The sequence below is a fragment of the Caballeronia sp. LZ032 genome (assembly GCF_031451315.1).
In the GTDB taxonomy this organism is placed as follows: domain Bacteria; phylum Pseudomonadota; class Gammaproteobacteria; order Burkholderiales; family Burkholderiaceae; genus Caballeronia.
The window spans coordinates 19,021-43,235 of record NZ_JARUXP010000002.1 but is presented as its reverse complement, the minus strand read 5'-3'; the positions used below and the strand labels follow the sequence as shown (position 1 = coordinate 43,235).

The following is a 24,215-nucleotide window of genomic DNA, read 5'->3' as shown; positions in this document are numbered from 1 at the left end:
TGCTTAGCCCTTCACCGAATGCAGATAGTCCACGCAGCGGTCCACCGATTCGACATCCGCGAACTTCGCGTCGATGTCGAACAGATTCCATTCGACCGCGCCCGGCACGCGATCCCCGATGCACTCGCGCACCGCAATCGTGCGGAAACCTTCGGCGAGGCCATCGCACAGCGTCGTGCGCACGCACGCCGATGCGGTGACGCCGGTGACGAGGATCGTGTCGACGCCCGCGGCGCGCAGAAAGCCGGCGAGATAGGTGCCGTGGAACGAGCTCGCGCGCTTCTTCACGAGCACTTGTTCGCCCTCGATCGGCGCGATGCGCGAGTCGATGGCCCACAGGTTTTCATCGGCCTGGGAGACGACGTCGACGGGGATCTTGTTGTGCCACAGCCCCATGTCGGTATGCGGGTTGTTGCGGTCGGTGACCTGATAGCACGTGGTGACGTGGATCACCGGATGACCGTTCGCACGGCATGCAGCGAGCAGGCGCTGCACGCCCGGAATGATCTGCTCATCGATGTTTTCGCACGTGAATGGATTGCCCGGGCGGGTCCATGCGTTCGCGAGATCGACGTTGACCAGCGCGGGCTTCTTGCCGAACCCCACGCGCCGCTGAAAGCCGCGCTGTTGATAGAGTTCGGTGGCTTCCGCGAAGGCTTGCGCCAGCATCTCGTTCAATCCTGCATTCATGTCTTCAATCTCCGAAAGTTTCTCTGTGACGCATGTGCCATGTGTGTCGGCAGAAAAACTATAGGAGCGACATTATTACTAGTCTATTTACTGTTTTGCTGGGTTTATTACCTCTTCTGGTATGAATTGCGCGGTGCCTCAGCGCACGATGCCTGCGACGAAATCCTCGAAGAGTTCCGCACCGCCCATCTGCCCGCCCTTCAGCATCAAGTCGATGCGGTGCGTCGCCGGGTCATCGGAGTGCACGCGGCACACCGTGACGCCAGAGGCCAATGTCGCCAGACACGACAAACCCCACGCTTTCAACGCATGCACGCCGAGGCTCGACGTATCGCCTCCCGCGATGCCGATGCGCCGGGGCGCGGCGCGTTCGATCACTGCGCGCAGCAGTGCCGCGCAGGATTCGGCGAGCGGTTCGCCCTCGGTGTGTTCGTGATGCGGCGTGCGGCACGTGAAGGCCAGTACGTGCATGCCCTTATGCAGCGCTTCGACAATACGTCCACAACGTTCACTTCGATACGACGGCGAAGCCATCTCGCGCGGGTCGAGTTCGATGCGATGAAACGAACGCGCGGCATCGATCTGCGCTGCGGTCATCGGCGAGAGACTGCCTGCGAGAACGAACACAGGCGATTGAGCCGGACCGAACGCAGCCACCGCTTCCCCGTCGTGATCTGAAGCCGAAGCAAGCGTCCAAGCCTGTGCGACGCTGCTCGCGCCCACTGCCAACACGGGTTCACTCGCCGCCCGTTCATGCATCTCCAACCCGATGCGGCGCAGATGCGTGTCGTCGAGCACGTCGAAGAGCAGCGGCGTGCCCGAGTGCATGTCAATCACCTCTTTCAACGCCGCATCCGGCAACGCGTAAGCACGCCAGTCGATCGCGCCGATACGCATGCCCAGCCGCTCGAAATGCAGACGAAGATCCGCTTCGTGCATCGGCGTGACCGGATGACGGCTCATGGCCGGGTGACGATCGATGCGATGCACCTCCGCGCCGCCTGCCGTCGCGAACAGCGTCCCGAACGCGCAATAGCGCCCAAGGTTCGGCTGCCCGCCGATGATCGGCACGAAAGGATTCGTGAAGCGTTCGCGCAGACACGTCATCGCGACCGCGATGTTGCCGGTTTCAGGCGCGCTGTCGAAGGTCGAACAGACCTTGTAGTGCATCACGCGTACGCGCAGCGCCGAGAAAATTTCAGCGGCTTGCCGTATCTGCGCGCGCAGGGGCGACGGCGCAAGCGTTCGAGCCGCGCCCGCGAGACCGATGGCATCGAGCGGTCCAAGCTTCGCGAGACGTTCGGACGTAGGCGGCTCGACGAACAGCATCGCGCGCAGCCCGGCGCGATGCAGCGTGGCAAGCGTATCCGTGGCGCCGGTGAAATCGTCGCCATAGAAGCCGTAGGGCGCGACGCTCATGCGCGGCTGCCGAAGAAAGCGAGCGCCGCCGAGAGTTCAGGCGCATGCCGCGCGTAGTCGTCCAGCGATATGCCCTGCCGCACCGCGTCCCATGCCTGCCGTACGCTCGCCACGCCGGCCGCGACACCGCCCGGATGCCCGAGCATGCCGCCGCCCGACATGAAGAGCAGATCGTCACTACGCATGGCATCGAACGTAACGGGCGCGGTGCCGGCCCATTGACCGGATGAGAATGCGGGCAGCACGGCATCGTCGAGACCTTCGGCCAAAGCTTGCGCGCACGCGCGCGCCGAGGCGATGACTTCCTCATCGGCTTGTGCGAACTTGCCAGCGAGTCCATGCACATGCATATGATCGACGCCCGCGAGACGCCACAACGTCTGATACGCGGCGAAGGACATGCCGAGCGCAGGATCGCGCGACATCATCCCGTAGCCGTTGCGGTGCGCGTGCAGCACGAGGGGCGTTGAGCGCCGCATGGTCTCGATTGCCGAGAAGCCGCACCAGTTGATGCTCGCCATCACGCACGACCCGCCTTCGCGTTCGACGAGATCCGCATGACGGCGCATTGCATCGACTTCGTCGGTGATGTTGAACGCGATCATCACGTTCCTGCCAGTCTTTTCGCGGTACGCACGCACTTCCGCCATGACCGCGCGCACGCGTGCTTCGATCGGCGCATGCAACGGATTGGCGCTGATCTCGTCGTCCTTGATGAAGTCGACGCCCGCTTCGCACAGACTGCGTACGAGCTGCGCCGTCTCGTCCGCCGTGAGACCGACGTTCGGCTTGATGATGGTGCCGATCATCGGTCCGCTTGCGACGCCGGTCAGCTTGCGCGTGCCCGCGACGCCATGCGGCGGCTGGGGGAATTGCGTGCGGTATCCAGCCGGCACGCGCACGTCGAGCAAGCGCAGCCCCGTGGTCTCGCCGAGATCGTAGAGATTGCCGGCGACGGTCGCCGCCAGCGTCGGCAGATTGACGCCGATGTTCGCGACCGGAAACCGCAACGTGATGCGCGCCCTTCGATACGGCCCGCCGATGTGCTGACGCTCCAGCCACGCGCTGCGCAGCGAAGGCTGCGCGAGTGGCTCCTCTTCACGGATGCTGAGCACCACGGCGCGACTGCGCGCCCGCAGCGCATCGCTCTCACCCGCCACGCGCACGAAGGTGCCGCTCGACTGCTCGCCCGCCATGATGTCCGCGACCTTCGCGGGATCGAGCGGCGTCTCGACGAGGTAATCGGCCTCGATGAATTCGTCCGCGTTCATAGGCTGCTCAGTGCAGGAAACGGCCGCACGGCCTGCTTGCCGTCCCAGTCGAGCGAGGCCTGGCGGATCAGGTCGAACAGCTTGCCCTTCGGCCCTGCAATCTCCGACAACTCGATCACCGTGCCCGGATGGGTTTCGGTATCGAAGTAGACGAAGCGGCCGTTCTCGCCTACCTTGCCGCTCATCGCCACTTCGAAACCTTGCTGCGTGAGGCGTTCGAGATCGGCGTCGAAATCGGTGGTCCAGTAGGCATTGTGTTGCAGGCCGGTGTGACCCGCCGCGAGGAAGTCGCGATACATCGAAGGCGCGTCGTTGCGCGTCTGGATCAACTCGACTTGCAGGCTGCCCGAGTTCGCGAGTGCAACCGAGTTGTGCACCTCGTACGATTGCCCGCGATAACGATAATCCTCGATAGGCACGCGTTCGTTATAGAACCACGGCCCGACGCCGAGCACGCGGCTCCAGTAGTCCATGGCGGCCTCGATGTCGCGCACGACGTATCCGGCCTGGCGGATCTCGCCAAAGAATCGGCTCATTGTGTTGTTTCCTTTTTGATGATGCGGCGGCGAGGGCGCGCGAACGCCCCGCCGGCGCGCAGTACGCGCCAGCGCCGCCGATAGTTGTCATTGCAACTGGTGCTTCAGAGAAAACCGGTGGAGATCCAGGGCACTGCAGCGATCACGATCAGACCGATGACCAGCGCGGCCATATAGCCTGCGATCGGGCGAATGCCCTTGTCGGGATCGACTTTCGCGACCGCGCACGCCGAGTAATAGCCGACGCCGAACGGCGGCGAGAACAGGCCGACGCCCATCGAGAGAATCACGACGATCGCATAGTGAATCTCGTTGACGCCCGCCATGCGCGCGATGGGGAACAGCAGCGGGCCGAACAGCACGATGGCCGGAATGCCTTCCAGCACGCTGCCGAGCAGGATGAACACGATGATCGAGATGCCGAGGAACGCATACGCGCCGCCGGGCAGCGCGGTCATCAGCTGCGCGAGGTCCTGCGAGAAGCCGGATTGCGTGAGCGCCCAGGCCATGGCCGTGGCGCAACCGATGATGAAGATGATCGCGCCGGAGAGCGTCGCTGCTTCCACCAGCATGCGGCCGAGTCGCGACCACTCGAACCGCCGGTACACGAGCAGGCCGACGATCATCGAGTAGACGATGCCGATGGTCGAGACTTCCGTCGCGGTCGCGATGCCTTCCACGACCGCCGCGCGAATCACGAACGGCAGTGCAAGCGCGGGCAGCGCGATCACGAAGAGCCGGCCGATCTGCTTGCGGCCAAGACGCGGAGCATGGCCCACGTTCTCCTTGCGATAGCGCAGCCACACGACGAAGCACAGCATCGCGGCGAGCACGGCGGCGGGCAGCAGGCCCGCCGTGAACAGCGCGGAGATGGAAAGCCCGGTCACCGAGCCGATGGTAATCAGCACGATGCTCGGCGGCACGGTCTCGGTTTGCGCGCCGGCTGTGGAGAGAAGCGCCACGAGATCGCCTTCCTGTGCACCACGCGCTTTCATTTCGGGGAACAGCACGGGCGCGATGGCGGCCATGTCGGCGACCTTTGAACCCGAGATGCCCGAGACCAGATACATCGTGCCGATCAGCACATACGACAACCCGCCGCGCACGTGCCCGACGAGGCTCGCGAGGAAGTGGATCATCGCGCGGGCCATGCCGGTCATCTCGATCATGAGGCCGAGGAACACGAACAAGGGCACGGCGAGCAGCACGAGATGCGACATGCCTTCGTCCATGCGGCCGACGATGACTTCCAGCGGCGTGAAGGTCGTGAGTCCGAGATAGCCGAAGGTGGCCAGCGCAAAGGAGAAACAGATGGGCACGCCGGAGAAGATGCCGACCGCCACCACGCCCACGAAGAACACGATCAGATTGGCCTTGCCGATGCTCTCGAACCAGGGCGCGAGCCACACGAAGGCACCGGCGACGACAGCCGTCATCAGGATCGCGACGAGCACATGGCGCAAGCGAGCCACACTGGCGAGCCGGATGAAGCCGACCAGCAACATTAGCGCCGCGCCGACCGGCAAGGCAAGCGCGCGCCACGCGCCGCTGATTTCGAGCGCGGGCGTGACGATCGCCATTTCGCCGGATGCGTAGCCGTATGCGGGCACGAGCACCAGACCGAGACAGCCGAGCGAAAGCACGATGGCGAGCGTATCGACGAACGCACGGCGCGCCGGCGAGAGCCGGCTGACGAGCGCCGTCATGCGCATGTGCTCGCCGCGCCGCAACGCGAGCACGGCGCCGAGCATGGACAGCCACAGGAACATCATGCCGGCGAGTTCATCGGACCAGACGAGGGGCGCGTGCATTACGTAGCGGCTGATCACGCCCGCCAGCAGCACGACGATTTCCGCCGTCAGCAACAGCGCGCATGCGCCTTCGACGAGTGCGATCAACGCGCGGTCGCAAGCACGCAGCAGACGGCGCGCGCCGACGGGTTCGAGATGTCCTTGCGTGGAACTCAAGGCCGGGTTCGCCATGAAGATGTCTCCGAAACGGACGGCATGATCGGGGGCAGTGTCAGGCCAGCTTGCCTGTATAGCCTTCGAGCAGGCTCCACGCCTCGTTGCCGAACTTGCCCTTCCACTGGCCGTAGAAGTTCGCCTGGCGCAAGGCGGCGCGGAACGTGTCCGGGGCGGGGCGGTTGATCGCGAGGCCTTTCGACTGAAGATCGGCCACGGCGGCGTCGTTGAGCTTGCGAACGTCTTCGCGTTGGCGGATGGCGGCCTGGTTGAACGCATCCGCGAGGATGCCTTGCAGATCCTTCGGCAAACGCGCCCATGCGCGCTGGTTCAGCACGAACCAGTAACCGTCCCACATGTGATTGGTGAGCGAGCAGTACTTCTGCACTTCATAGAGCTTCGCGACCTGAACGATGGGCAGCGGGTTTTCCTGTGCATCGACGATGCGCGTCTGCAATGACGAATACACCTCGCTGAATTGCAGGCTCGTGGGCGCGGCGCCGAGCCCCTTGAACATGTCGACGGACAGCGGACTCACCGGCACGCGGATCTTGAGACCGCGCATGTCGGCGGCGCTGGCGATCGGGCGCGCGCTGGAAGTCGTCTCACGAAAGCCGTTGTCCCACATCTTCTCGAACGATTCGAGTCCGGCCTTTTGCATCGACGCACGCACGAATGCGCCGAGCTTGCCGTCCATCGCGCCCCAGACCTGGTTGTAGTCGGCGAAGGCGAAGCCCGTGGCGTTGATGGCGGCCACGGGCACGAGCGTCGAGACCACCAGCGCCGATGGCGTGAACATCTCGATGCCGCCGCTGCGCACTTGCGCGAGCATGTCGGTATCGCCGCCGAGCTGATTGTTCGGAAAGATGCGGATTTCCATGCGGCCCTTCGACGCTTCCTTCACCTGGTCCGCCGCTTCTTTTGCGCGGATGTTCAGCGGATGGGTCATCGGCAGGTTGTTGCCGTACTTGAAGACGTATTCGGCGGCAGCGGCGCGGGTGATGGCGGGAAAAGCCAATGTGCTTGCTGCACCTGCGGCTGCTGCGCGCAGCAGCGTACGTCGGCGTGAATCGATCATACTCGTCTCCTTGCTTTTATTTGATGCGATTTCCAAGTCCATCAGAAACCGTCATAACGCGGGTTTGTACTGATCGCCGGGTTTTGCTGTCTGGCGTTAGCTTCGCTACGTTGGTGAACGAAGACTACGGGTGAGGGGTGGTGGCGTCAAACTCATAACTTGATGGTTTCTGATGGCTTTGCGGTTTTCTTGAGGAGTTTGGAGTGAGTGCGGTAACGCCGTTGTTTCCACCACGCGCCCGCGTGGCCGACATTGCGCAGGCTGCGGGCGTATCCAGTGCAACCGTCGATCGCGTGTTGAACGGGCGGCCCGGCGTGCGGGCGAATACGGCCGCCAGAGTGATGCAGGCCGCTGCGCGCTTGGGGTATTCGATCGAGGCGCCGGAGAAGATCGCGACGGGCAAGCCGATGCGGATCGCGTTCCTGTTGCCTTCCGGGACAAACCGGTATTTGCGCATGCTCGGAGATTACATCGAGTTCGCGCAGAATCAGTGGACCGCGCAAGGCATGAAGTGCCGCGTCCACTACGTCGAGAGCTTCAATCCGGATGAACTGGCGGCGCGGTTGCTGCAGTACGGGCGCAAGGCGGATGGCATCGTGTTCATGGCGCTGGAGCATCCGGTGGTGCGCGATGCGGTCAATGCACTCGCTGACGAAGGCGTGCCGGCTATCACGTTGATTTCAGATCTGTCGAACTCGCGAAGACTCGCTTATGTCGGGATCGATAACCGGTCAGCGGGACGCACTGCGGGCTTGCTGCTCGGGCGCTTCATGGGTCCGCGGCCGGCGGGGAAGATTGCGATGCTGGCAGGGAGTCTCAACTATCGCGGGCATGAAGAGAGGGAGATCGGTTTCCTGCATTTGATCGAATCGACGTTTCCTTTGCTGCGTGTGATCGGCTTGCGCGAAGGTCATGACGACAGCGAACGCAATTACTTGCAGACACGGAACCTGCTGCAGCAGCATCCGGATCTGGCAGGGGTTTATAACAGCGGCGGCGGGTCAGATGGGGTCGCGCGGGCGATCGTCGAGGCGAAGACGGAGCAGAAGATTCTGTTCGTCGGGCATGGGCTGACGCCGGATACCCGGGCGCTTCTGATCGACGGGACCATGGACGCGCTGATTACGCAGACGCCGCAAGCCATGGTGGGGAATTGCCTCAGGATCTTCGACAATGTGAGGCAAGCGCAGGATGCGATGGATGGGGTCAAGCCGGTGATGTTCAGTATCGTGTTGCGGGAGAATTTGCCTTGAGGGGTGGTGCTCACGTTCGGAGGATTTGAAGATGACGAAGTATCTGATCTCCTTTCCCGCATCGGCGATGATCGTTGCCGATGAATACATGGCGGCGGTCGGCGAAGCGGCGCGCTCGGTCATCAGGGAAGCGAAGAGCGCCGGCGTGTATGTGTTCGGCGGCGGGATCAATGCGGACGTCGCTCCGCTGATGGTGGCTGCTGACGGTGCGGTCACGAACGAGACCTACCCGCAGACCAGAAAGTTCGACGGCGGCTTCTGTGTGCTGGAACTGCCGTCGCGCGAAGCCGCCGTGCAATGGGCCGCGAAGATCGCCAAGGCTTGCCGATGTTCGCAAGAGCTTCGCGAGTTCGGGTATGACAGGGAGAGTTGAGGCGTTGACGCCCAAGCCGTCGAGCCGTTGGAGTGCAGAGCGAGCGGAATCAGAATTCCGCCCTCCCGAACTCAATAACGCGGCCGTACGTGACCTGTCTGCCCGGTATAGGGATTCAGATTACCTTGTGACGAGTAGTTGTTGTACATCGTATTGTCAGGCGCGGTTCGGTGATAGGGCTCCACGTAGGTCCCGTTGCTACGTGTATAACCGCTGACTTGTTGATCGCTACCATACAAGCCACCGTTGTTGCCATAAGCGGAATGCGACGGTTGATTGCCGTAGTATTGCGCGAACGAAGGTACGCTGATGCACAGCGACGCTGCGAGCAAGGCGAGTTTTTTCATTTTGGTCTCCAGGTTGGGGGTCAATGCGCTTCCACCGCGCCAGTATGGTATCGGCACGCTGCTGCCAAGGGCTGAGCACATTCCGCTTGATCTGCAAAGCTCCCGCAAGGTTGTCGTGAAGATTGACTTCAGTACGGCGCAGCAACCGCGGCTCATAGTGCTTGCCTCAAGCGTTTTCGAGCCGTTTGAATAACGCCTCATGCTCGAAATAGATTTTGGCGATACGCGTCCGATAATGCTCTTCCGTAGGTCCCTGCGTTTCCGCGGGCGCTCTGCGAGCCGCACGCCGCAGCGCTTGCCGCTTTGCTGCGAGCTTGATCCGTGTGCGCTGTCTCATGAGCTGGACGAGACGGCGGCCAAGCTTCCCGTACCTTCCACCCCGAAAACCGTCGGGTTGTGATGCGTCGTTTGAGACATAACCTCGAGCAACTGCTTGCGGGCTGCTTTCGCGGCCCGCGATCTTGCTGACGGATGTTGAATCCGGTAGCACAAGAACCTTCCGTGAAGTTCGAATTCCCATAGTTGAGTCCGCGGAATGCCCGCTTCTTCCCAGTGTCGGCGGCCCACGCAAACCTTCCCATCACCCGCGATCGGGAAGAACTCACGCCTGATGCCAACCGTATCCATCCCGTTCGCGAAGATGACGACATCGGGTCTGAAATGATCGAGTTGTACGTCCAGCAACTGTTTGGAGAGGCGCTTGACGAGTGAGAAGTGCTCCGAGTTGCGAGGAGACTTTCCGCCGGAGTCGAAGCAGAGCAGGTTCGAGTAAATGAGCCCTCCCTCACTGCCGACACTTCGCGCCAAGGCGCGCATGAAGTTGAAGAAGGTATCGCCCCTATCCTGACCTTTCTTCGCCATGGCTCTGCCGAAGAAATCCCGATGCTTCGAGAGTGCCTTTGTTACATATACGCTGGCCCCTCCACCGTCGTGCATGACATTCCAGCCGTTGCCACCATACTCTCTGCCGATGACCATGATGCGCCGCGCGTCGGGATCGCTCGGGCCGTTCACGAGAAAAGGCGTCGAGAGCCTGCGCTCTTTTGCCTCAACGTGATTCAGGAACGCCGGGTCCAGCGTCTCCAGAATCTCGGAATCGCGCTTTTCAAGTATTGCGTCCATCGTTTCGCTATCGGCTCCAATGTGTGCTCTTTGATTTTCGATGATTCTTGCGCTCACGTTCAACGACGGAAATTGTACTGACCCGTTAATGGATGATGCGCCATCCATCTCCTTGCCAGAAAAAAAGCCCGCCAAAAATGGCAGGCTCCTTCCTACCCAGCGCACACTCCCGCGCGCGCCTTCCCCCTTACCACTTCCAGTTCACCCCCGCGACGCCGCTATAGTCCTGCTCATGCTTGCCAAAATCCACGGCAGCACGCGCAAACACCGAAGCATGCTTCCCGATCTCCCACGACCCACCCGTCGCCACATGCCCGACGGTGCGCGCCAGCGGCGTACCCGACACCTGGTACACCGACCCCGGCGCCGTCGCGAACGCGGCATTGAGCTGCTGGTCGAGACTGCCGAAACGCTGCTGCACGTTGACATCCACTTCCCACGTGTTGCTCGCGCCGCTCGCCCGCTTCTGCTTCAGCAAGTAACGCACGCCCGCGATGCCCGTCGTCGCGGCCTGGCTGCTGCCCTGATAGACGAGATCGAAGTCGTTGCCCTTGCCTTCGCCAAAACCATCCTGGCTGTAACGGCCCACACGCATGCCGAGATACGGCTGCACCATCATGTCGTCACGCAGATGCAGGTTGAGACCGCCTTCCGCATAAGCCGTCGTCGAACGCGTCTCGACGCTGCCTTGCGGCGTGCCCGACATGCCATCGATCGCCACCACGCGGTTCACCGAATTGCTCCAGCGTCCGATGCCCGCCATGCCGCGCGCAAAGAAGGGCTGCGCCGCCGGTTGCCATGCGCCATAAACCAGCGCCTGCCAGCCGTTAGCATGACCGCTCGAACCCGGCGTGTTGAAGCCCAGGTCGCTGTAGTCCGCATCGACGGCCACGCCCGCGCGCACATCACGCAGCACTTCGCGGTCGAAGCCGATCGCAAGCGAGCTCGTACGCGCATCCAGCGCATGGCTGCCGAGCGCTGCATCGCCCGAGGCGTGCGACTGGCCGTAACGCACCGTCGCCCACACATCGTTCGACGGACGCTCCAGCCCCGCCTGCGTCAGACGCTCGCCCACCGTGTTGCCAAACGCCTCCGTGCTCTGCCGCGTGATGCGCAACAGGCCGGTAGCTTCGTCGCCGGTCATCTGCGACAGCGCCGACTGCGCACCCGCCTTCGTCGCGTAGAGCAGCTTGTCGGTCACGGCATTGCCGCCGGCCGCGAGAATGCGGTTCAACGCGCTCGCCACCTGCAACTGGTTGCGATTCTGGCCAACCATGCCGAAGCCCGCGAACTCGCCCGTCTGATAGAAGATCGACGCGATCTTCAAGGTCAGATCCACTTCCTGCGGCGCGTAGCTGAGCGTCGGCACGAGGTACGCGTAGTCCATCGACACCCCCGCAAACGAGCCGGTAAGCGCGCCCGTGTAGCTCAGGATCGTGTACTTCGTGTTGACCTTCCACGCATCCGGCACGGCGTTCACGACGACCGTCGCGCCGCCGTTCGCCCCGCTCTGCGCGATGCTGACATCGCCCGTCACCGCGACGCTGCCCGTCTGGCCCGCCGCATTCGCGCCGACCGCGAACACCGAGCCGTCGTTGAACGCGAGGTTGCCGTTCACATGCAGCGTCTGGCCCGGCGTCGTCGCGGCGAGCGTGCCGCCCGCGTTGATCGACGCATTGCCGGTCAGCGTGCCGCTCCCCTTCAGCAAGCCGCCGCTGTTCACCGCGACGTTCGCCGCCGTGACCGTATCGACCTGCACCGTACCGCCGTCATCGACGATGCCGAGGCTCGCGCTCGCGAGGTTCTGCACCAGACCGCCGGCCGTCACGTGCACGCCGGCCACGTCGCCGTCGCCGGTCAGCGTGGCGCCGCTGTTCACCAGCGTATTGCTGACGAGCGCGCCCGCGTTCACACGCTGCACGCCGCCCGCATTCAGCGTCGTGTCCTGCGCCGTGCCGCCCGAGCTGACCACCTGCGTGCCGCCGTTCACCGTCGTGCCGCTCGCGATGCCGTCCGCCTGCACTTCCTGCAACGCACCGCTGTTGATCGTCGCGCCGCCGGCGTAGCCGCCGAACGCCACTTGCTGAACACCGCCGCTGTTGACCACGGTGTTGTACGCATAGCCTTCGATCGCGCCATCGACGTATTGCAGGCCGCCCGCGTTGACGGTCGTGTCGTTCGCCACGCCGCCCGCGAGGATGTTCTGCGTGCCGCCCTCGACGGTCGTCCAGCGCGCGGAGCCGCCCGCGCTCAAGGTCTGCGTGCCGCCGGAAGTCAGCGTCGTGACCATCGCGACGCCGCCCGAACTCACGTTCTGCGCGCCGCCGTTCGACACCGTCGTGCCCTGCGCCACACCGCCCGAGGTCAGCGTCTGCGTGCCGCCCGAGATCGTCGTGTTGCTGGCGACGCCCGCGACCGTCTGGCTGCCGCCCGCGGCAATCGTCGTGTCGAGCGCGTTGGCGCCCGATGCAACCTGCTGCACGCCGGCCGCACCGATGCTCGCACCGGTCGCCGAGCCGCCCGCCGACACGCGCTGCACGCCGCCGACGATGACCGAGCGCATCGACGCGCCACCCGACGACACACGCTCCGTGCCGCCCGAGCCGACTTGCGTGCCGCTCGCGACACCGCCCGCCAGCACGTCGAACACGCCGCCGTTCTCGACCAGCACGTTCGATCCGACATTGCCCGCGACCTGGAACGCGCCGTTTGCATTGCTGCCGCTCACGGTCGCCGAGGTATTGGTGACGATGGCCGCGCCGGATGCCTGGCTGAGCGTCGCGCTGCCCGCGCTGCCGACGGTGGCCTTGCCGCCGCCCTCGACCACGATGCTGCCCGCCGCGCCGCCGCTCGATACCGTCAACGCGCCGCCGCTGTGCACCACGGTGCCGCTGGCCGTGCCGCCCGAGGCGACCGTCTGCTGGCCGCCGTTCGACACCACGGCTTGCGTCGAGCTGCCGCCCGACGAAACGGCTTGCGTACCGCCGCTCGAAATGTTCGTGCCGCTGACGTTGCCGCCCGCGAGCACGGTCTGCGTGCCGCCGTCCGTCACCGAGACGCCGTTGGCCGCGCCGCCCGAGCTCACGTACTGATTGCCGCCGCTGCCGAGCGTCACCGAGCCGGCATTGCCGCCCGACGACACGCGCTGCACGCCGCCCGCGCTGACGACCGTGCCGGTGGCCGTGCCGCCCGACGCCACGTCCTGCACGCCGCCGCTAGCCACCGTCGTGGTCAACGCGGTCGCGCCGGTCTGCACGGTTTGCAGGCCGCCGCCTTGCACCAGCGTCGATACCGCGCTGCCGCCGGCCGCAAGGTTCTGCACGCCGCCCGAAAGAATCGACGTCGCCGAGGCCACGCCGCCCGATTGCACCAGCTGCACGCCGCCGCCCGATACCGCCGTGCCGCTCGCCTTGCCGCCCGATGCGACGCTTTGCGTGCCGCCGCTCGTGACGCTCGCTTGCGTCGACAGTCCGCCCGACGCCACGGTTTCGACACCGCCCGCGCCAATCGTCGTGCCGCTTGCCTGGCCGCCCTTGCTCACGACCTGCGATCCGCCCGCGCTGATCACGCTGCCGCTGGCCACGCCCGCCGATGCCACCGTCACCGCGCCGCCCGAGCCGATCTGCGTATCGAGCGCCTGTCCGCCGGAGCCGACCGACACCTTGCCCGCCGAGCTGACTTGCGTGGCGTTCGCGGTGCCGTTCACGACCTGCTTGCCGCCGGCGACCACGGCGTCGTCAGAAACGCCGCCTGCCGCAACGGTCTGCGTGCCGCTTGCGAGGACCGTCGTGCCGCTGGCCGTGCCGCGCACGGTCTGCGTGCCGCCGGACACCATCGTGCCCGACGCGACGCCGCCCGATGCCACGGTTTCAAGACCCGCGCTGCCGACATGCGTATCGAGCGACTGACCGCCCGACAGCACCGTAAAGCTGCCGCCGTTCTCGACGAGCAGGCCCGAGGCAACGCCGCTCATCACGCCAAAGGTGCCAAGCGTGTTGGAGCCGTTGAGGATGGTCGCGGACGTGTCCGCGACGAGCGCGCCGCCTGCCTGCTGCATCACTGCGCTGGCATAGGCGCCGCCGGATACCGTCAGCTTGCCGCCGCCATCGATGACGGAAATCAAAGCGCTGCCGCCCGACTGAACGGTCTGCGCGCCGCCCTCGCCGATGAAGGTAAAGCCCGCGGCGCCCGACGACGCGACAGTCTGCGTGCCGCCGCTGCTGATCGTCGTGAAGCCCGCGATGCCGCCGGACTGCACGTTCTGCGCACCGCCGCTTTCGATGGTCGCGCTCGTCGCCGAGCCGCCCGCCGCGATTTCCTGCGTGCCGCCCGAGATCACCGACCCGAGCGCCCAGCCCGACACGCTCTGCGTGCCCGAAGTCCCCACCGTGACGCCTCGGGCAAGACCGCCCGACTCGACGGTCTGGACCGCACCGCTCGCCACGCTGCCGGCCGATGCCAGGCCGCCGCTCGAGATCATCTGCGTGGCATTTGCGCCGGTAAGCGTCGTGTCTTCCGCCGTGCCGCCCGAAGCGACCGTCTGCGCACCGGACACCACGGTGCCTCTCACGTTGCCGCTGACGATCTGCGTACCGCCCGCGTCGATCGTGCCGCCCGATGCGTAGCCGCCCGCATCGACCGTCTGCTGGCCGCCGCTCGCGACGTGCGTGCCCGAGACCGTGCCGTCAGTGGAGACTTCCTGCACGCCGCCCGCCTGTACTTCGGTATCGTTCGACGTGCCGCCGAAGGCCACGATCTGCTGTCCGCCTTCGCCGATCTGCGTCCCGCTCGCCACGCCCGCCACCTGAACGACCTGCAGGCCGCCCGAGAGCACCGTGCCCAGCGCAGTGCCGATTTGCACGTCCTGCACGCCGCTGGTCGTGACCGTCGTGCCGCTCGCGACGCCGCCCAGCACGTGCTGCACGCCACCCGAGCCGACGTTCGTGGCGGTCGCGGTCGCGCCATTCAGAACGTTTTGTTCGCCGCCCGCCGTAACCACCGTGCCCGTCGCGCTGCCCGCGACCGATTGCGCGCCGCCCGAGAGCACCGCGCCGCTCGCAAGGCCGCCTGCGCTGATTGTCTGCGAGCCGCCCGCGAACACCGTCGTGCCGCTGGCGCTGCCGCCCGAAGCCACGTTCTGCGCGCCGCCGCTGGACACCGACGTAGCGCTTGCCACGCCGCCTTCCGTCACCTGCTCGACACCGCCCGAGCCGACCTGCGTGCCGCTCGCCGTACCGTTCGACGCCACCGTGAGCTGGCCGCCGTTCTCGACGAGCACGTTGGACGCGAGGTTATCGATGATCGAGAAATCGCCGTTGGCGTTGTGACCGCTGACGGTCGCGCCGGTGTCCGCGATGAACGCGGCGCCCGACTTCTGGTCGAGGCCCATCGCGGTTGCGCCCGCGGACACGGCGATCGTGCCGCCGCTCGATACCGTGGTCATGCTCGCCACGCCGCCCGACAGCACGGATTGCAGCCCGCCCGACAGCACCGAAGCCGCATTCGACACACCGCCCGCGTCAAGCACCACCGCACCGCCGGAGGAAATCATCGCGTCATTGAGCGTGCCGCCCATCGATGCGCTGACCAGACCGCCCGCGCTCACTTGCGTGCCGTCGGCCTGGCCGCCGTCGCTGACGCTCTGCACGCCGCCCGCATACACCGCGGTCCCGGTCGCCACGCCGCCCGATACGTTCTGCACGCCGTTCGCCGTGACCTGCGTGCCGCTGGTGTTGCCGCCCGATCCGACGTTCTGCGCGCCGCCGCTGACGACCGTATTGGTCGCCGAGCCGGAGACGTTCTGCGCGCCGGAGAAGATCGTCGTGCCGTCCGCATTGCCGCCTGCCAGCACCGTCTGCGTGCCGCCCGAAATCACGGCGCTCGTGGCCGTCGCGCCATCGGCGACCGTCATCGAACCCAGCGCCTTGATGATCGTGCCCGACGCCGTGCCGCCGAGATTCACCGTCTGCACACCGCCCGCCGCGACGACCGTGCCGCTCGCGACGCCATCGACGTCCTGCTCGCCGGTGACCGTCGCGTTGATCGACGCTGCGCCAACCGCGACCGTCTGAACACCGGATGTCTTGACCTGCGCGCCGGTCGTCACGCCGCCGGTCTGCACCGCTTCCTGCCCGCCGCTGCCGACAATCGTGCCCGTCGACGAACCGCCCGCCAGCACGGTGAGACTGCCGCCGTTCATGACCGTCACGCCCGACGCCATATTGCCGCTGATGCGGAACGACGAGCCGTTCGGACCCGTGCCCGAAAGCAGGCCGGCGGTATCGGCGGTGAGGATCGCGCCGTCCTGCTGATTGACGTTGAGCGCCGAACCGCCCGCGCTCAGCGTGAGCGCGCCGCCCGAATTCATCGTCAGGCCGCCGACGACGCCGCCCGCATCCACGGCGACCGTGCCGCCGCTGCGGACCGTGCCGGCGCTCGCGCTTCCGCCCGACATCACTTCCTGCTGACCGCCCGCGACGGTCGTGAAGTTCGCCACGCCGCCCACGCCGACTTGCTGCGTGCCGGCTGTGATCGTCGTGCTGGTGGCGGTGCCGCCGCTCGACAGCACCTGCGTGCCGCCCGCGACCGACGTGCCTTGCGCCACGCCGCCGCTCACGTTCTGCGTACCGCCCGACGACACGATGGTGCCGCTGGCGAGCGCAGCCGTCGCGACGGTCTGCGTGCCGCCCGCGAGCACGGTCGCGCCGTTCGCCGTGCCACCGCCCGAGATCGTCTGGGTGCCGCCGGAAATCGTGTCCTGCGAGGTCACGCCGCCGTTCGCGACGGTTTCCGTGCCATCCGCGCCGATCGTGCTGTAGCTCGCGGAGCCCCCGCCCAGGACGGCGAGCGTGCCGCCCGCCGAGACTTCGGTGCGCGTCGCCGAGGTGCCCGCCGACACCTTCAGCGTGCCGCCGTCCACCTGCGTGCCGTTCGCCGTTGCGCTGTTGGTCAGCGTGATCGTGCCGCCCGTCAGCACCGTCGCCGAGGTCGTGCGGGCGCCGCTGCCATGAACCGCCTGGCTGCCGCCCGCCGACACCGTCGCGGCCACGCTCGAGCCGCTCACGTCTTCGACGCCGCCCTGGATCTGCGTGCCCGAGGCATAACCCGAGACGGCAATCGTCTGGGTCGCGCCCGCCGAGATGACCGTGCCGTTCGCATGGCCGCTCGTGACCACCTGACTCGCGCCCGCCTGCAGTTGCGTGCCGGTCGTCGTGCCGCCCACCACGTTGACGACCGTGCCGTTCGCCGCCACCGTGCCGCTGGCCGTGCCGCCCGACACCGTCAGCGTGCCGTTGTTGAACTGCGTCGCGAAGGTCGTGCCGCCGTAGATCGTCTGCGCGCCGCCCTGCACCACGGTGCCGCTCGTCTGGCCGGTCCAGACCTCCTGCGTCGCGCCCGCGCCGACGGTCGTACCCACCGACAGCCCGCCGTTCACGCTCTCGTAACCGCCGCTTTGCAACTGCGTGTTGCTGGTGACGCCGCCGCGCACGTAGACGTCGCCGCCCGCGGTGACGATCGTGTCGTTGGTCACGCCGCCCGAGGTCGTGAGCACGCCCGAGTTGGTGACGGTCGCATCGTTGAGCACACCGCCGCTCACGACAGCGTTACCGCCGCTGTTGATCGTCGCGCCCTGCGCCACGCCGTCCGCGACGATCAGGCTGCCGCGGCTGTTGACGGTCGTCGCGCTGGCGAAGCCGCCGGAGAGCACGGTGAACTGGCCGCCGTTCTCGGCGATCACGTTCGATGCGTAGTTGCCGCTGACGATGAAGTCGCCGATCGAGTTGTGCGCGTCGGTGATCGTCGCCGAGGTGTTGGTGATGAGCGCACCGCCCGCGTCCATCGTCACGGTTTGCGCGTTGCCGCCCGCATCCACCGCGAAGGTGCCGCTGTTGGCGACCGTCGTGGAGGTGGCGATGCCGCCGCTGTTGACCGTCACGCGGCCGCCCGAGCCGACCGTCGTCGAAACGGCGGAACCGTCGCCGAGCACCGTGAGATTGCCGGTGTATTCGATCACCAGGTTGGTTGCGACGTTGTTCGCCACGCTGAAGTCGCCGTGCGTGTTCGAACCGTTCGAGATCGTCGCCGACGTGTTGGTGATGAGGCCCGCGCCCGCGCTCTGGTTCACGAGGTTCGCCGAACCGCCCGCGTCCACCTGCAACGTGCCGGCCGAGAGCAGCGTGTCGTTCGCGAAGCCGCCTTCGTTGACCGTCAGCTTGGCCGCGCGGCCGTCGAGCATCACGCCCGAGGCAACGTTGCTCTGCACCCAGAACATGCGGCCGTCCGCCGTCTGCGCGTCGGTGATGTTTGCCGAGGTATTCGTGACGATCTGGCCGCCTGCGCCCTGCACGATCGTATCGGCCGTGCCGTTCGCATCGACCTGGAAGATGCCGCCCGCCGAGTACACGGTGTCGTGCGCCGAGCCGCCCGCCAGCACGGTGAGATGACCCGTGTCGGTGAGCTGCATATGCGTGGCGAGGTTGTCGGCGATCGTGAAGTCCGTGCCGTCCGTACGCGTGTTGGTGCCTGCGAGCACGGTCGAGGAGGTCGTCGCGACCAGGCCGCCGCCCGAGTTCTGCACGATGCCCATCGCCGTGCCGCCCGATTCCACTTCGAACGTGCCGCCCGAGTTGATGGTGCCCGACGTCGCGCTGGCGCCCGCGGCCACGTCGATCCGGCCGCCAGCCGCGACCGTCGCGTTGTTGGTCGCGCCGCCCGAATTGACGGTCTGCGTGGCATACGTGCCGCTGACCAGCGTGTTATCGGCGATGCCGCCCGACAACACCGTGTCCTGCGCCGCGTAGCCGACCGTCGTGCCGCTCTCGACGCCGGCCACCGTCTGTCTTGCAAAGTAGGAGGCGGTGCCGCTCAGCACCGAGTCGTTGGCCGTGCCGCCCGCGAGCACGCTTGCGTTTGCGTTGTTATTGATGTGCGCGTTCGACAGCGTGCCGCCCGCCGACACGGTCACGCCGCCGCCGGAGTTGACGATGGTGCCGTCCGCCGCGCCGCCCGCGACGATCTGGTTGCCGCCAGAGTTGATGGTTGCCGCAGTCGCGCTGCCGCCGGCCGAGACGACCTGACTGCCGCCCGAGGTGACGGTCGCGATGTCCGAGTAACCGCCATTGGAAATGGTTTGCGTGCCGCCGCTCGTGATCGTCGTGTTGGTGGCGAGGCCGCCATCGACGTTCTGCGTACCGCCGCTCGTGATGAGCGACGAAGTCGCCCGGCCGCCGTTCACATTCTGGGTACCGCCGAGGACTTGCGTGGCCGTGCTCTGGCCGCTGGTCAACACGTTTTCCACGCCGCCCGCGCTGACCACGGTGCCCGACGAGCGCTGTCCGGAGAGCACGTCGAGCTGGCTGCCGGCGCTCAGTACGAAGCCGGTGGCGGTGCCGCCTGCCACGTTGAAGGTGCGGTTGCCGGCATCGGTGCCGGTGAGCGAACCGGAAGTCGTCGCCGAGATCACCGAACCCGAGGACAGCACGATGCCGCTCGCCGTCGCGCCTGCTTCGAACAGGGCGGTGCCGCCCGCGGAGACCGTCACGCTCCTGGCCGTGCCGCCCGCCTTGACGTCCTGCAGGCCGCCGTTCAGCACCGAGGTGCTCGACGCAACACCGCCGCTCAGCACGTTCTGCGTGCCGCCGCTCTGGATCGTCGATCCGCTGGCGACGCCCCCGCTCACGTTTTGCGTGCCATACACGGTCGCTGCGTTCGCCGCGCCGCCCGTCACGTTCTGCGTGCCGTCCGTGTTGATGCGGGTCGACGCCGCCGTGCCGCCCGTCTGGACGGTCTGGATGCCGCCGGAGTTGATGGTCGTCGACGTGGCCGTGCCCGCGACGCTCTGCAAGCCGGCTGCGTTGACCGTCGTCAGCATCGACGTGCCGCCCGAGGCGAGATGCTGCTCACCGCCATCGCTGACCGTCACGCCCGACGTGCGGCCGCCCGCGGCGACCGTCTGCACACCGGATGTCACCGACTCGTTGGAGACCGTCGAGCCGCTGGACACGGTTGCGGTGTAATCGGTGGGTTGCGGCGTGGCGGGCACGGCGAGGGCCGGCGCGGCGATGAGCGCCTGCAAGCCCAGCATCGAGAACAGACCGGCGAGCAGGCGCGAGGCGCGCTGTCTGCGGCTGCCGAAAATGTGCAGGCAGAATTTACGGCGATAAGTAAGCGGCTTCATTTTTTTGTATTCGTATGTGCGTGACGCGCGCCCACAAGAGACGGCGCGCGACCAGAAATTCGATCAGGCTTGCAGCGCGACAGGCTCGAGGCCCACGCCGAAGCCCGGGATGCGGCGCAGCGTGCGTCGGACCTGTTCGGGTGTGATGAGGCGCGTGCATTCGAACTGACGCGGCGTGTCCTTGTGGCGCGGACACCAGAAGAAATCCTGGTGATCGAAGCGGTGGCGCACGTCGTTCCAGCAGCCGTTGCAGGCGTGGTAATTGATCACGCGGAAAGGCGTGGCGAATTCGTTGTTCTCGTGGGTGAAGCCGCTGATCATCGCGACTGGAATGCCGCACGCCCACGCGAGCCAGGCCAGTCCGCTCGACAAGCCGACGAAGAAGTCCGCATGCTTCAGCCAGCGCGCGCGCTCTTCCAGCGAACGGTCGCCGGTCTGGTCTTCCGCGCCGTGCGGGATGTGGTTCCAGACGAGTCCCGAGCCGTGCGTCGCCTTCTGGTCGATGCAGATCACGCGGTAACCCGCTTCCTTCAGGAACGTGACGATCTCGCGCCAGCCGGTCGGGTGGTTCCAGTACTTGCACTGGGTCGAGCTCTGCACCGCGATGCAGACATAGCGCTCTTCGATCGGACGCGATTCGTCGGCGAGGACCATCTCGGGGCGCATCTCTTCCGGATCGACGCCCAGGATGTGACCCGCCGTGCGATGCAAGCCGACATGCCGGAAGTCGACCGGCTGATGGGTGTGCGCTTCGTCGTCGAAGAACAGGCCGATGTTGTAGGTCGCGTAGTAGCGCGCCGGATCCACTTCCTCCGGCGTGATGAATTCGATTTCAGGGTAGGCGCGGCGAAACAGCGGCGCGATCAGCGCGGACATCGAGCACGTCAGGCGGCAGCCATGCTTGCGCTGGAACTTGACGGCGTAGGGAAACCAGCCCATCAGGTCGCCGAGCGTGCCGACCGGAAACTGGATCAGCACTTCACGGTCCTTCGCGTCGTAGCGATGCAGGATGGCCGCGTCCGCATCCTTGCCGCGCTTCTGCACTTCGAGTTCGAAGGGCACGAAATATTTCTTGCCGCTCGTCACCGCGCCCGCGCCGATGTCCGTCTCGAACAGCACGTTGCCGGTTTCCGTGTCGCGCAGGACCACATGCCATTCGCCTTCGGGCAGCGTCACGCGACAGCCGTCGTTGAAATCGAAGCGCACGCCCTGACCCGCGTCCTGGGTCGGTGTGGGAGCAGGCAGCGGAAATGGCGGCTTGGGCGTGCCGTTGGTGGAGACGAGGCGCACGGGCACGGCCGCGACGGGCGGCGTGTCGCCGGCTGCGGGGACGGCGAGGATGTCGTGGGGGATCGAGGCGGTCATCGAAGGCAAGGAGTCGGACATGAACCGCAGGCCTTCTTAAAGACCTTCGGGACGATGGCTCCTGACCGGTACAACACGTTGAATCACTACGCGGCGGTACAGCACGAGATGCGAGATGTCTGGGCCTGGCTTGCAACGGCGTCGCAAAGGAAGAACTCGGGAATTCGTGACCGCCTCGCGACGCCGTGCACCGGCTTGGAACGCTAGGCCAGTTTCTTAACGGCAGGTAATTTGGGTCCTGAAGAATGTTTTCTGGTTTTATTTAAAATTACTTTCAGTGACGGTAAATCTTGCTCAGGTAGGAGGGCGGGGGGTTCGGGGCGCGAAGCCGTCTTTGTTTGTTACCAGAGCGATTACCCGACGCTGCGATCAGCGGCGCACGAACACGAGGCGATGCCGGCGACCTTCTACGCTGACGTGGTAAATTGTTCTCCCATTGCCTCGCCCGTCACTGCTTGTATCAACGCGGACGCGTCTGCTGAGGCTGCCTGGCAAACGACGTTGCTTGCACAGGACAAGCCATGTCTCTCCACACAGTCGTACAGAGCGGAGCCGGTAGTCCATCATCGGGCGCCTGCCGCGCCGGTTGCCATGAATTCACATGATTAATGATTCAAAGAAGCGCCATGCCGCTTCGGGACTCGCCAATGAGGACCGCCTCGGCCGAGAAGTCGCGTGGGATGTCAGCCATGACTTGCACGTCATCGTCGATTTGCGGGGTTGGGTAAAAGACGTCAATCCCGCGTGGCAAGACAAGCTCGGAATCGCTGCAGCCTCCGCCATCGGAAAACACTTGCCGATGCTCGCTCACCCTGAGGATGCCGGCGCCGTTGAAACCGCAATCACAGGGCTCGATGCGGATGGCTCCACGGCCGAGTTCGAATGCCGGATCGCGGCATCCGACAACAGCTACCGCCTGATCAGCTGGTCTGCCACGCGTGTGCGCAATCACATTGCGTGCGCCGGACGCGACATCACGGCCGAGCGGCAGCGCCAGATCGCGCTCGATGATTCCCGCGACTTTGCGCGGCTGGCGCTGTCGGCGGTCAGTGGCGTCGGCGTGTGGACTTACGAGGTGTCGAGCGACTGCTTCTTCTGCGATGCAGCTGTCTCCGAGCTCTACGGGATCAATGCGGAGCAGGCGGCCAAGGGCATCCGGCGCGAGTATTTCCTGGCCAATGTCCATCCCGACGACCGGGCCGCCCTGCGCAATACGATGTCGGGCGGGCTGCTGCATAGCGGCGACCTGGAACTCGAATATCGAATCTGTCACCCCGATGGATCCGTGCGGCACGTCCTGTCGCGGGGTCACACCTATTTCAACGAGCAAGGGCTGCCGGTGCGGCGTACGGGTGTCGGCGTCGACATGACCTCGCAACGTGAACTCGAACAGCAGCTCAGGCAAAGTCAAAAGATGGAGGCGGTGGGTCACCTGACCGGCGGCCTCGCGCATGACTTCAACAACATGCTGCAGGGCGTGATCGGGCCTCTGGAACTGGTTCGGCATCTCGTCGCGCGTGGCAAGACCGAACAGCTCGACCGGTTTCTCGGCATGGCGATCTCGTCGGCTCATCGGGCGGCTTCCCTGACGCATCGACTGCTCGCGTTCTCGCGCAAACAGCCGCTTGCACCGAGGTCCGCCGACGTGAGGGAACTGATACCGTCCATCGAAGACCTCATCCGGCAGACCGCGAACAAGGACATCGAGATCGCGTTCGACATGGCCGCGCAGCCGTGCCATATCCGCTGCGACACCAACCAGCTCGAAAGCGCATTGCTCAATCTTTCGATCAACGCCTGCGATGCCATGCCTCGTGGCGGGGTGCTCAGGATTGCGGCTTCGGTCATCGAGGTCAGCGAAGTGGAAGCGGCCGCGAACGAAGGCGCAAGTCCTGGCGCTTACGTGCGCATCGCGGTATCGGACACGGGATCGGGCATGCCGCAGGAGGTGCTGAGACAGGCCCTCGAACCCTTCTTCACCACGAAGCCGCTGGGACGCGGCACCGGGCTCGGCCTGTCGATGGTCTATGGCTTCGTGAGACAGTCCGGCGGCTTCGTGACCATCGAGAGCGCGCTCGGCCAGGGCACGACCGTCGCGCTGTTCATGCCCGAGGCCGTGGTGGCGGATGAGGCGCCACGACAATCGAAAGCACTGGCTGCCGGACCGGCTGGCGGTGCGGGCGAGACCGTGCTCATCGTCGACGATGACGAGACCATTCGCCAATTGCTTGTCGAGTTGTTCGGACTCTCGGGCTATACGTCGATCCAGGCTCATGACGGACCGTCGGGGCTTGCGGTGCTCAAGTCGGAGGTGAAGATCGATTTGCTGGTGTCGGACGTGCGCCTGCCGGGGCTGAACGGGAAGCAGATGGCCGACGCCGCGAGAGTCGGCCGGCCCATGCTGCCCGTGTTGTTCATTACAGGCTATGCCGAGGAAGCGGTGTCCGACGGCTTCCTCGACGACAACATGGCCATGTTGACGAAACCCTTTTCCATCGAAGCGGTGCTCGCGCAGGCGAGTGAGCTTTTGCGCAGGGCATGAAGCTCATCGTGCGGTAACAATTGCCTGCCGCACACTGCGGCGAGTGTCGGGCATTACCGAGCGTTCCTCCTCAACAAA

Annotated in this window: 13 protein-coding genes; 3 read left to right on the top strand and 10 right to left on the bottom strand. The window is 65.6% G+C overall.

From position 1 onward, the window contains the following. Positions 1 to 3: 3 nt before the first annotated feature. The 6 genes from QCE69_RS15800 to QCE69_RS15775 form a co-directional block, all read right to left on the bottom strand. Positions 4 to 690 (bottom strand): isochorismatase family protein, encoded by a 687-nt coding sequence (locus QCE69_RS15800; protein WP_309903726.1) that lies wholly within the window; start codon positions 688 to 690, stop codon positions 4 to 6. Positions 691 to 828: 138 nt separating this feature from the next. Next, complete coding sequence (locus QCE69_RS15795; RefSeq protein ID WP_309931742.1) at positions 829 to 2,109, bottom strand: four-carbon acid sugar kinase family protein; 1,281 nt, start codon at positions 2,107 to 2,109, stop codon at positions 829 to 831. Beyond that, positions 2,106 to 3,380, bottom strand: a complete 1,275-nt coding sequence (locus tag QCE69_RS15790; RefSeq protein WP_309931741.1) for a ribulose-bisphosphate carboxylase large subunit family protein — start codon at positions 3,378 to 3,380, stop codon at positions 2,106 to 2,108. The genes QCE69_RS15795 and QCE69_RS15790 overlap by 4 nt, the downstream gene beginning before the upstream one ends. Continuing rightward, entirely contained in the window at positions 3,377 to 3,916 is a 540-nt protein-coding gene (locus tag QCE69_RS15785; RefSeq protein WP_309920074.1) for a VOC family protein, read from the bottom strand. The genes QCE69_RS15790 and QCE69_RS15785 overlap by 4 nt, the downstream gene beginning before the upstream one ends. Before the next feature lie 104 nt (positions 3,917 to 4,020). Further along, positions 4,021 to 5,898 (bottom strand): TRAP transporter large permease subunit, encoded by a 1,878-nt coding sequence (locus tag QCE69_RS15780; protein WP_309931739.1) that lies wholly within the window; start codon positions 5,896 to 5,898, stop codon positions 4,021 to 4,023. Positions 5,899 to 5,938: 40 nt separating this feature from the next. Continuing rightward, positions 5,939 to 6,958, bottom strand: a complete 1,020-nt coding sequence (locus tag QCE69_RS15775) for a TRAP transporter substrate-binding protein (RefSeq protein WP_309931738.1) — start codon at positions 6,956 to 6,958, stop codon at positions 5,939 to 5,941. A 203-nt stretch (positions 6,959 to 7,161) separates the two neighbouring features. Here QCE69_RS15775 and QCE69_RS15770 point away from each other — a divergent pair, with 203 nt between their 5' ends. Both QCE69_RS15770 and QCE69_RS15765 read left to right on the top strand, forming a co-directional pair. Continuing rightward, positions 7,162 to 8,211 (top strand): LacI family DNA-binding transcriptional regulator, encoded by a 1,050-nt coding sequence (locus QCE69_RS15770; protein ID WP_309931736.1) that lies wholly within the window; start codon positions 7,162 to 7,164, stop codon positions 8,209 to 8,211. Positions 8,212 to 8,242: 31 nt separating this feature from the next. Next, on the top strand, positions 8,243 to 8,584 hold the full coding sequence (locus tag QCE69_RS15765; RefSeq protein WP_309931734.1) for a YciI family protein: 342 nt from the start codon (positions 8,243 to 8,245) through the stop codon (positions 8,582 to 8,584). A gap of 71 nt (positions 8,585 to 8,655) precedes the next feature. Here the strand turns inward: QCE69_RS15765 and QCE69_RS15760 are convergent, their stop codons facing one another. From QCE69_RS15760 to QCE69_RS15745, 4 genes are all read right to left on the bottom strand, one after another. After that, on the bottom strand, positions 8,656 to 8,931 hold the full coding sequence (locus tag QCE69_RS15760; RefSeq protein ID WP_309920059.1) for a hypothetical protein: 276 nt from the start codon (positions 8,929 to 8,931) through the stop codon (positions 8,656 to 8,658). A 333-nt stretch (positions 8,932 to 9,264) separates the two neighbouring features. Further along, positions 9,265 to 10,188, bottom strand: a complete 924-nt coding sequence (locus QCE69_RS15755) for a hypothetical protein (RefSeq protein ID WP_309931733.1) — start codon at positions 10,186 to 10,188, stop codon at positions 9,265 to 9,267. Between the two features lie 52 nt (positions 10,189 to 10,240). Next, a complete protein-coding gene (locus tag QCE69_RS15750; protein WP_309931732.1) occupies positions 10,241 to 20,230 on the bottom strand; it encodes an AIDA repeat-containing protein in 9,990 nt (3,329 codons plus the stop codon). 63 nt (positions 20,231 to 20,293) lie between these two features. Further along, complete coding sequence (locus QCE69_RS15745) at positions 20,294 to 21,616, bottom strand: autotransporter strand-loop-strand O-heptosyltransferase (protein WP_309811868.1); 1,323 nt, start codon at positions 21,614 to 21,616, stop codon at positions 20,294 to 20,296. Between the two features lie 580 nt (positions 21,617 to 22,196). Here QCE69_RS15745 and QCE69_RS15740 point away from each other — a divergent pair. After that, on the top strand, positions 22,197 to 24,137 hold the full coding sequence (locus QCE69_RS15740; protein ID WP_309931731.1) for a PAS domain-containing protein: 1,941 nt from the start codon (positions 22,197 to 22,199) through the stop codon (positions 24,135 to 24,137). The last annotated feature ends 78 nt before the right edge of the window (positions 24,138 to 24,215 follow it).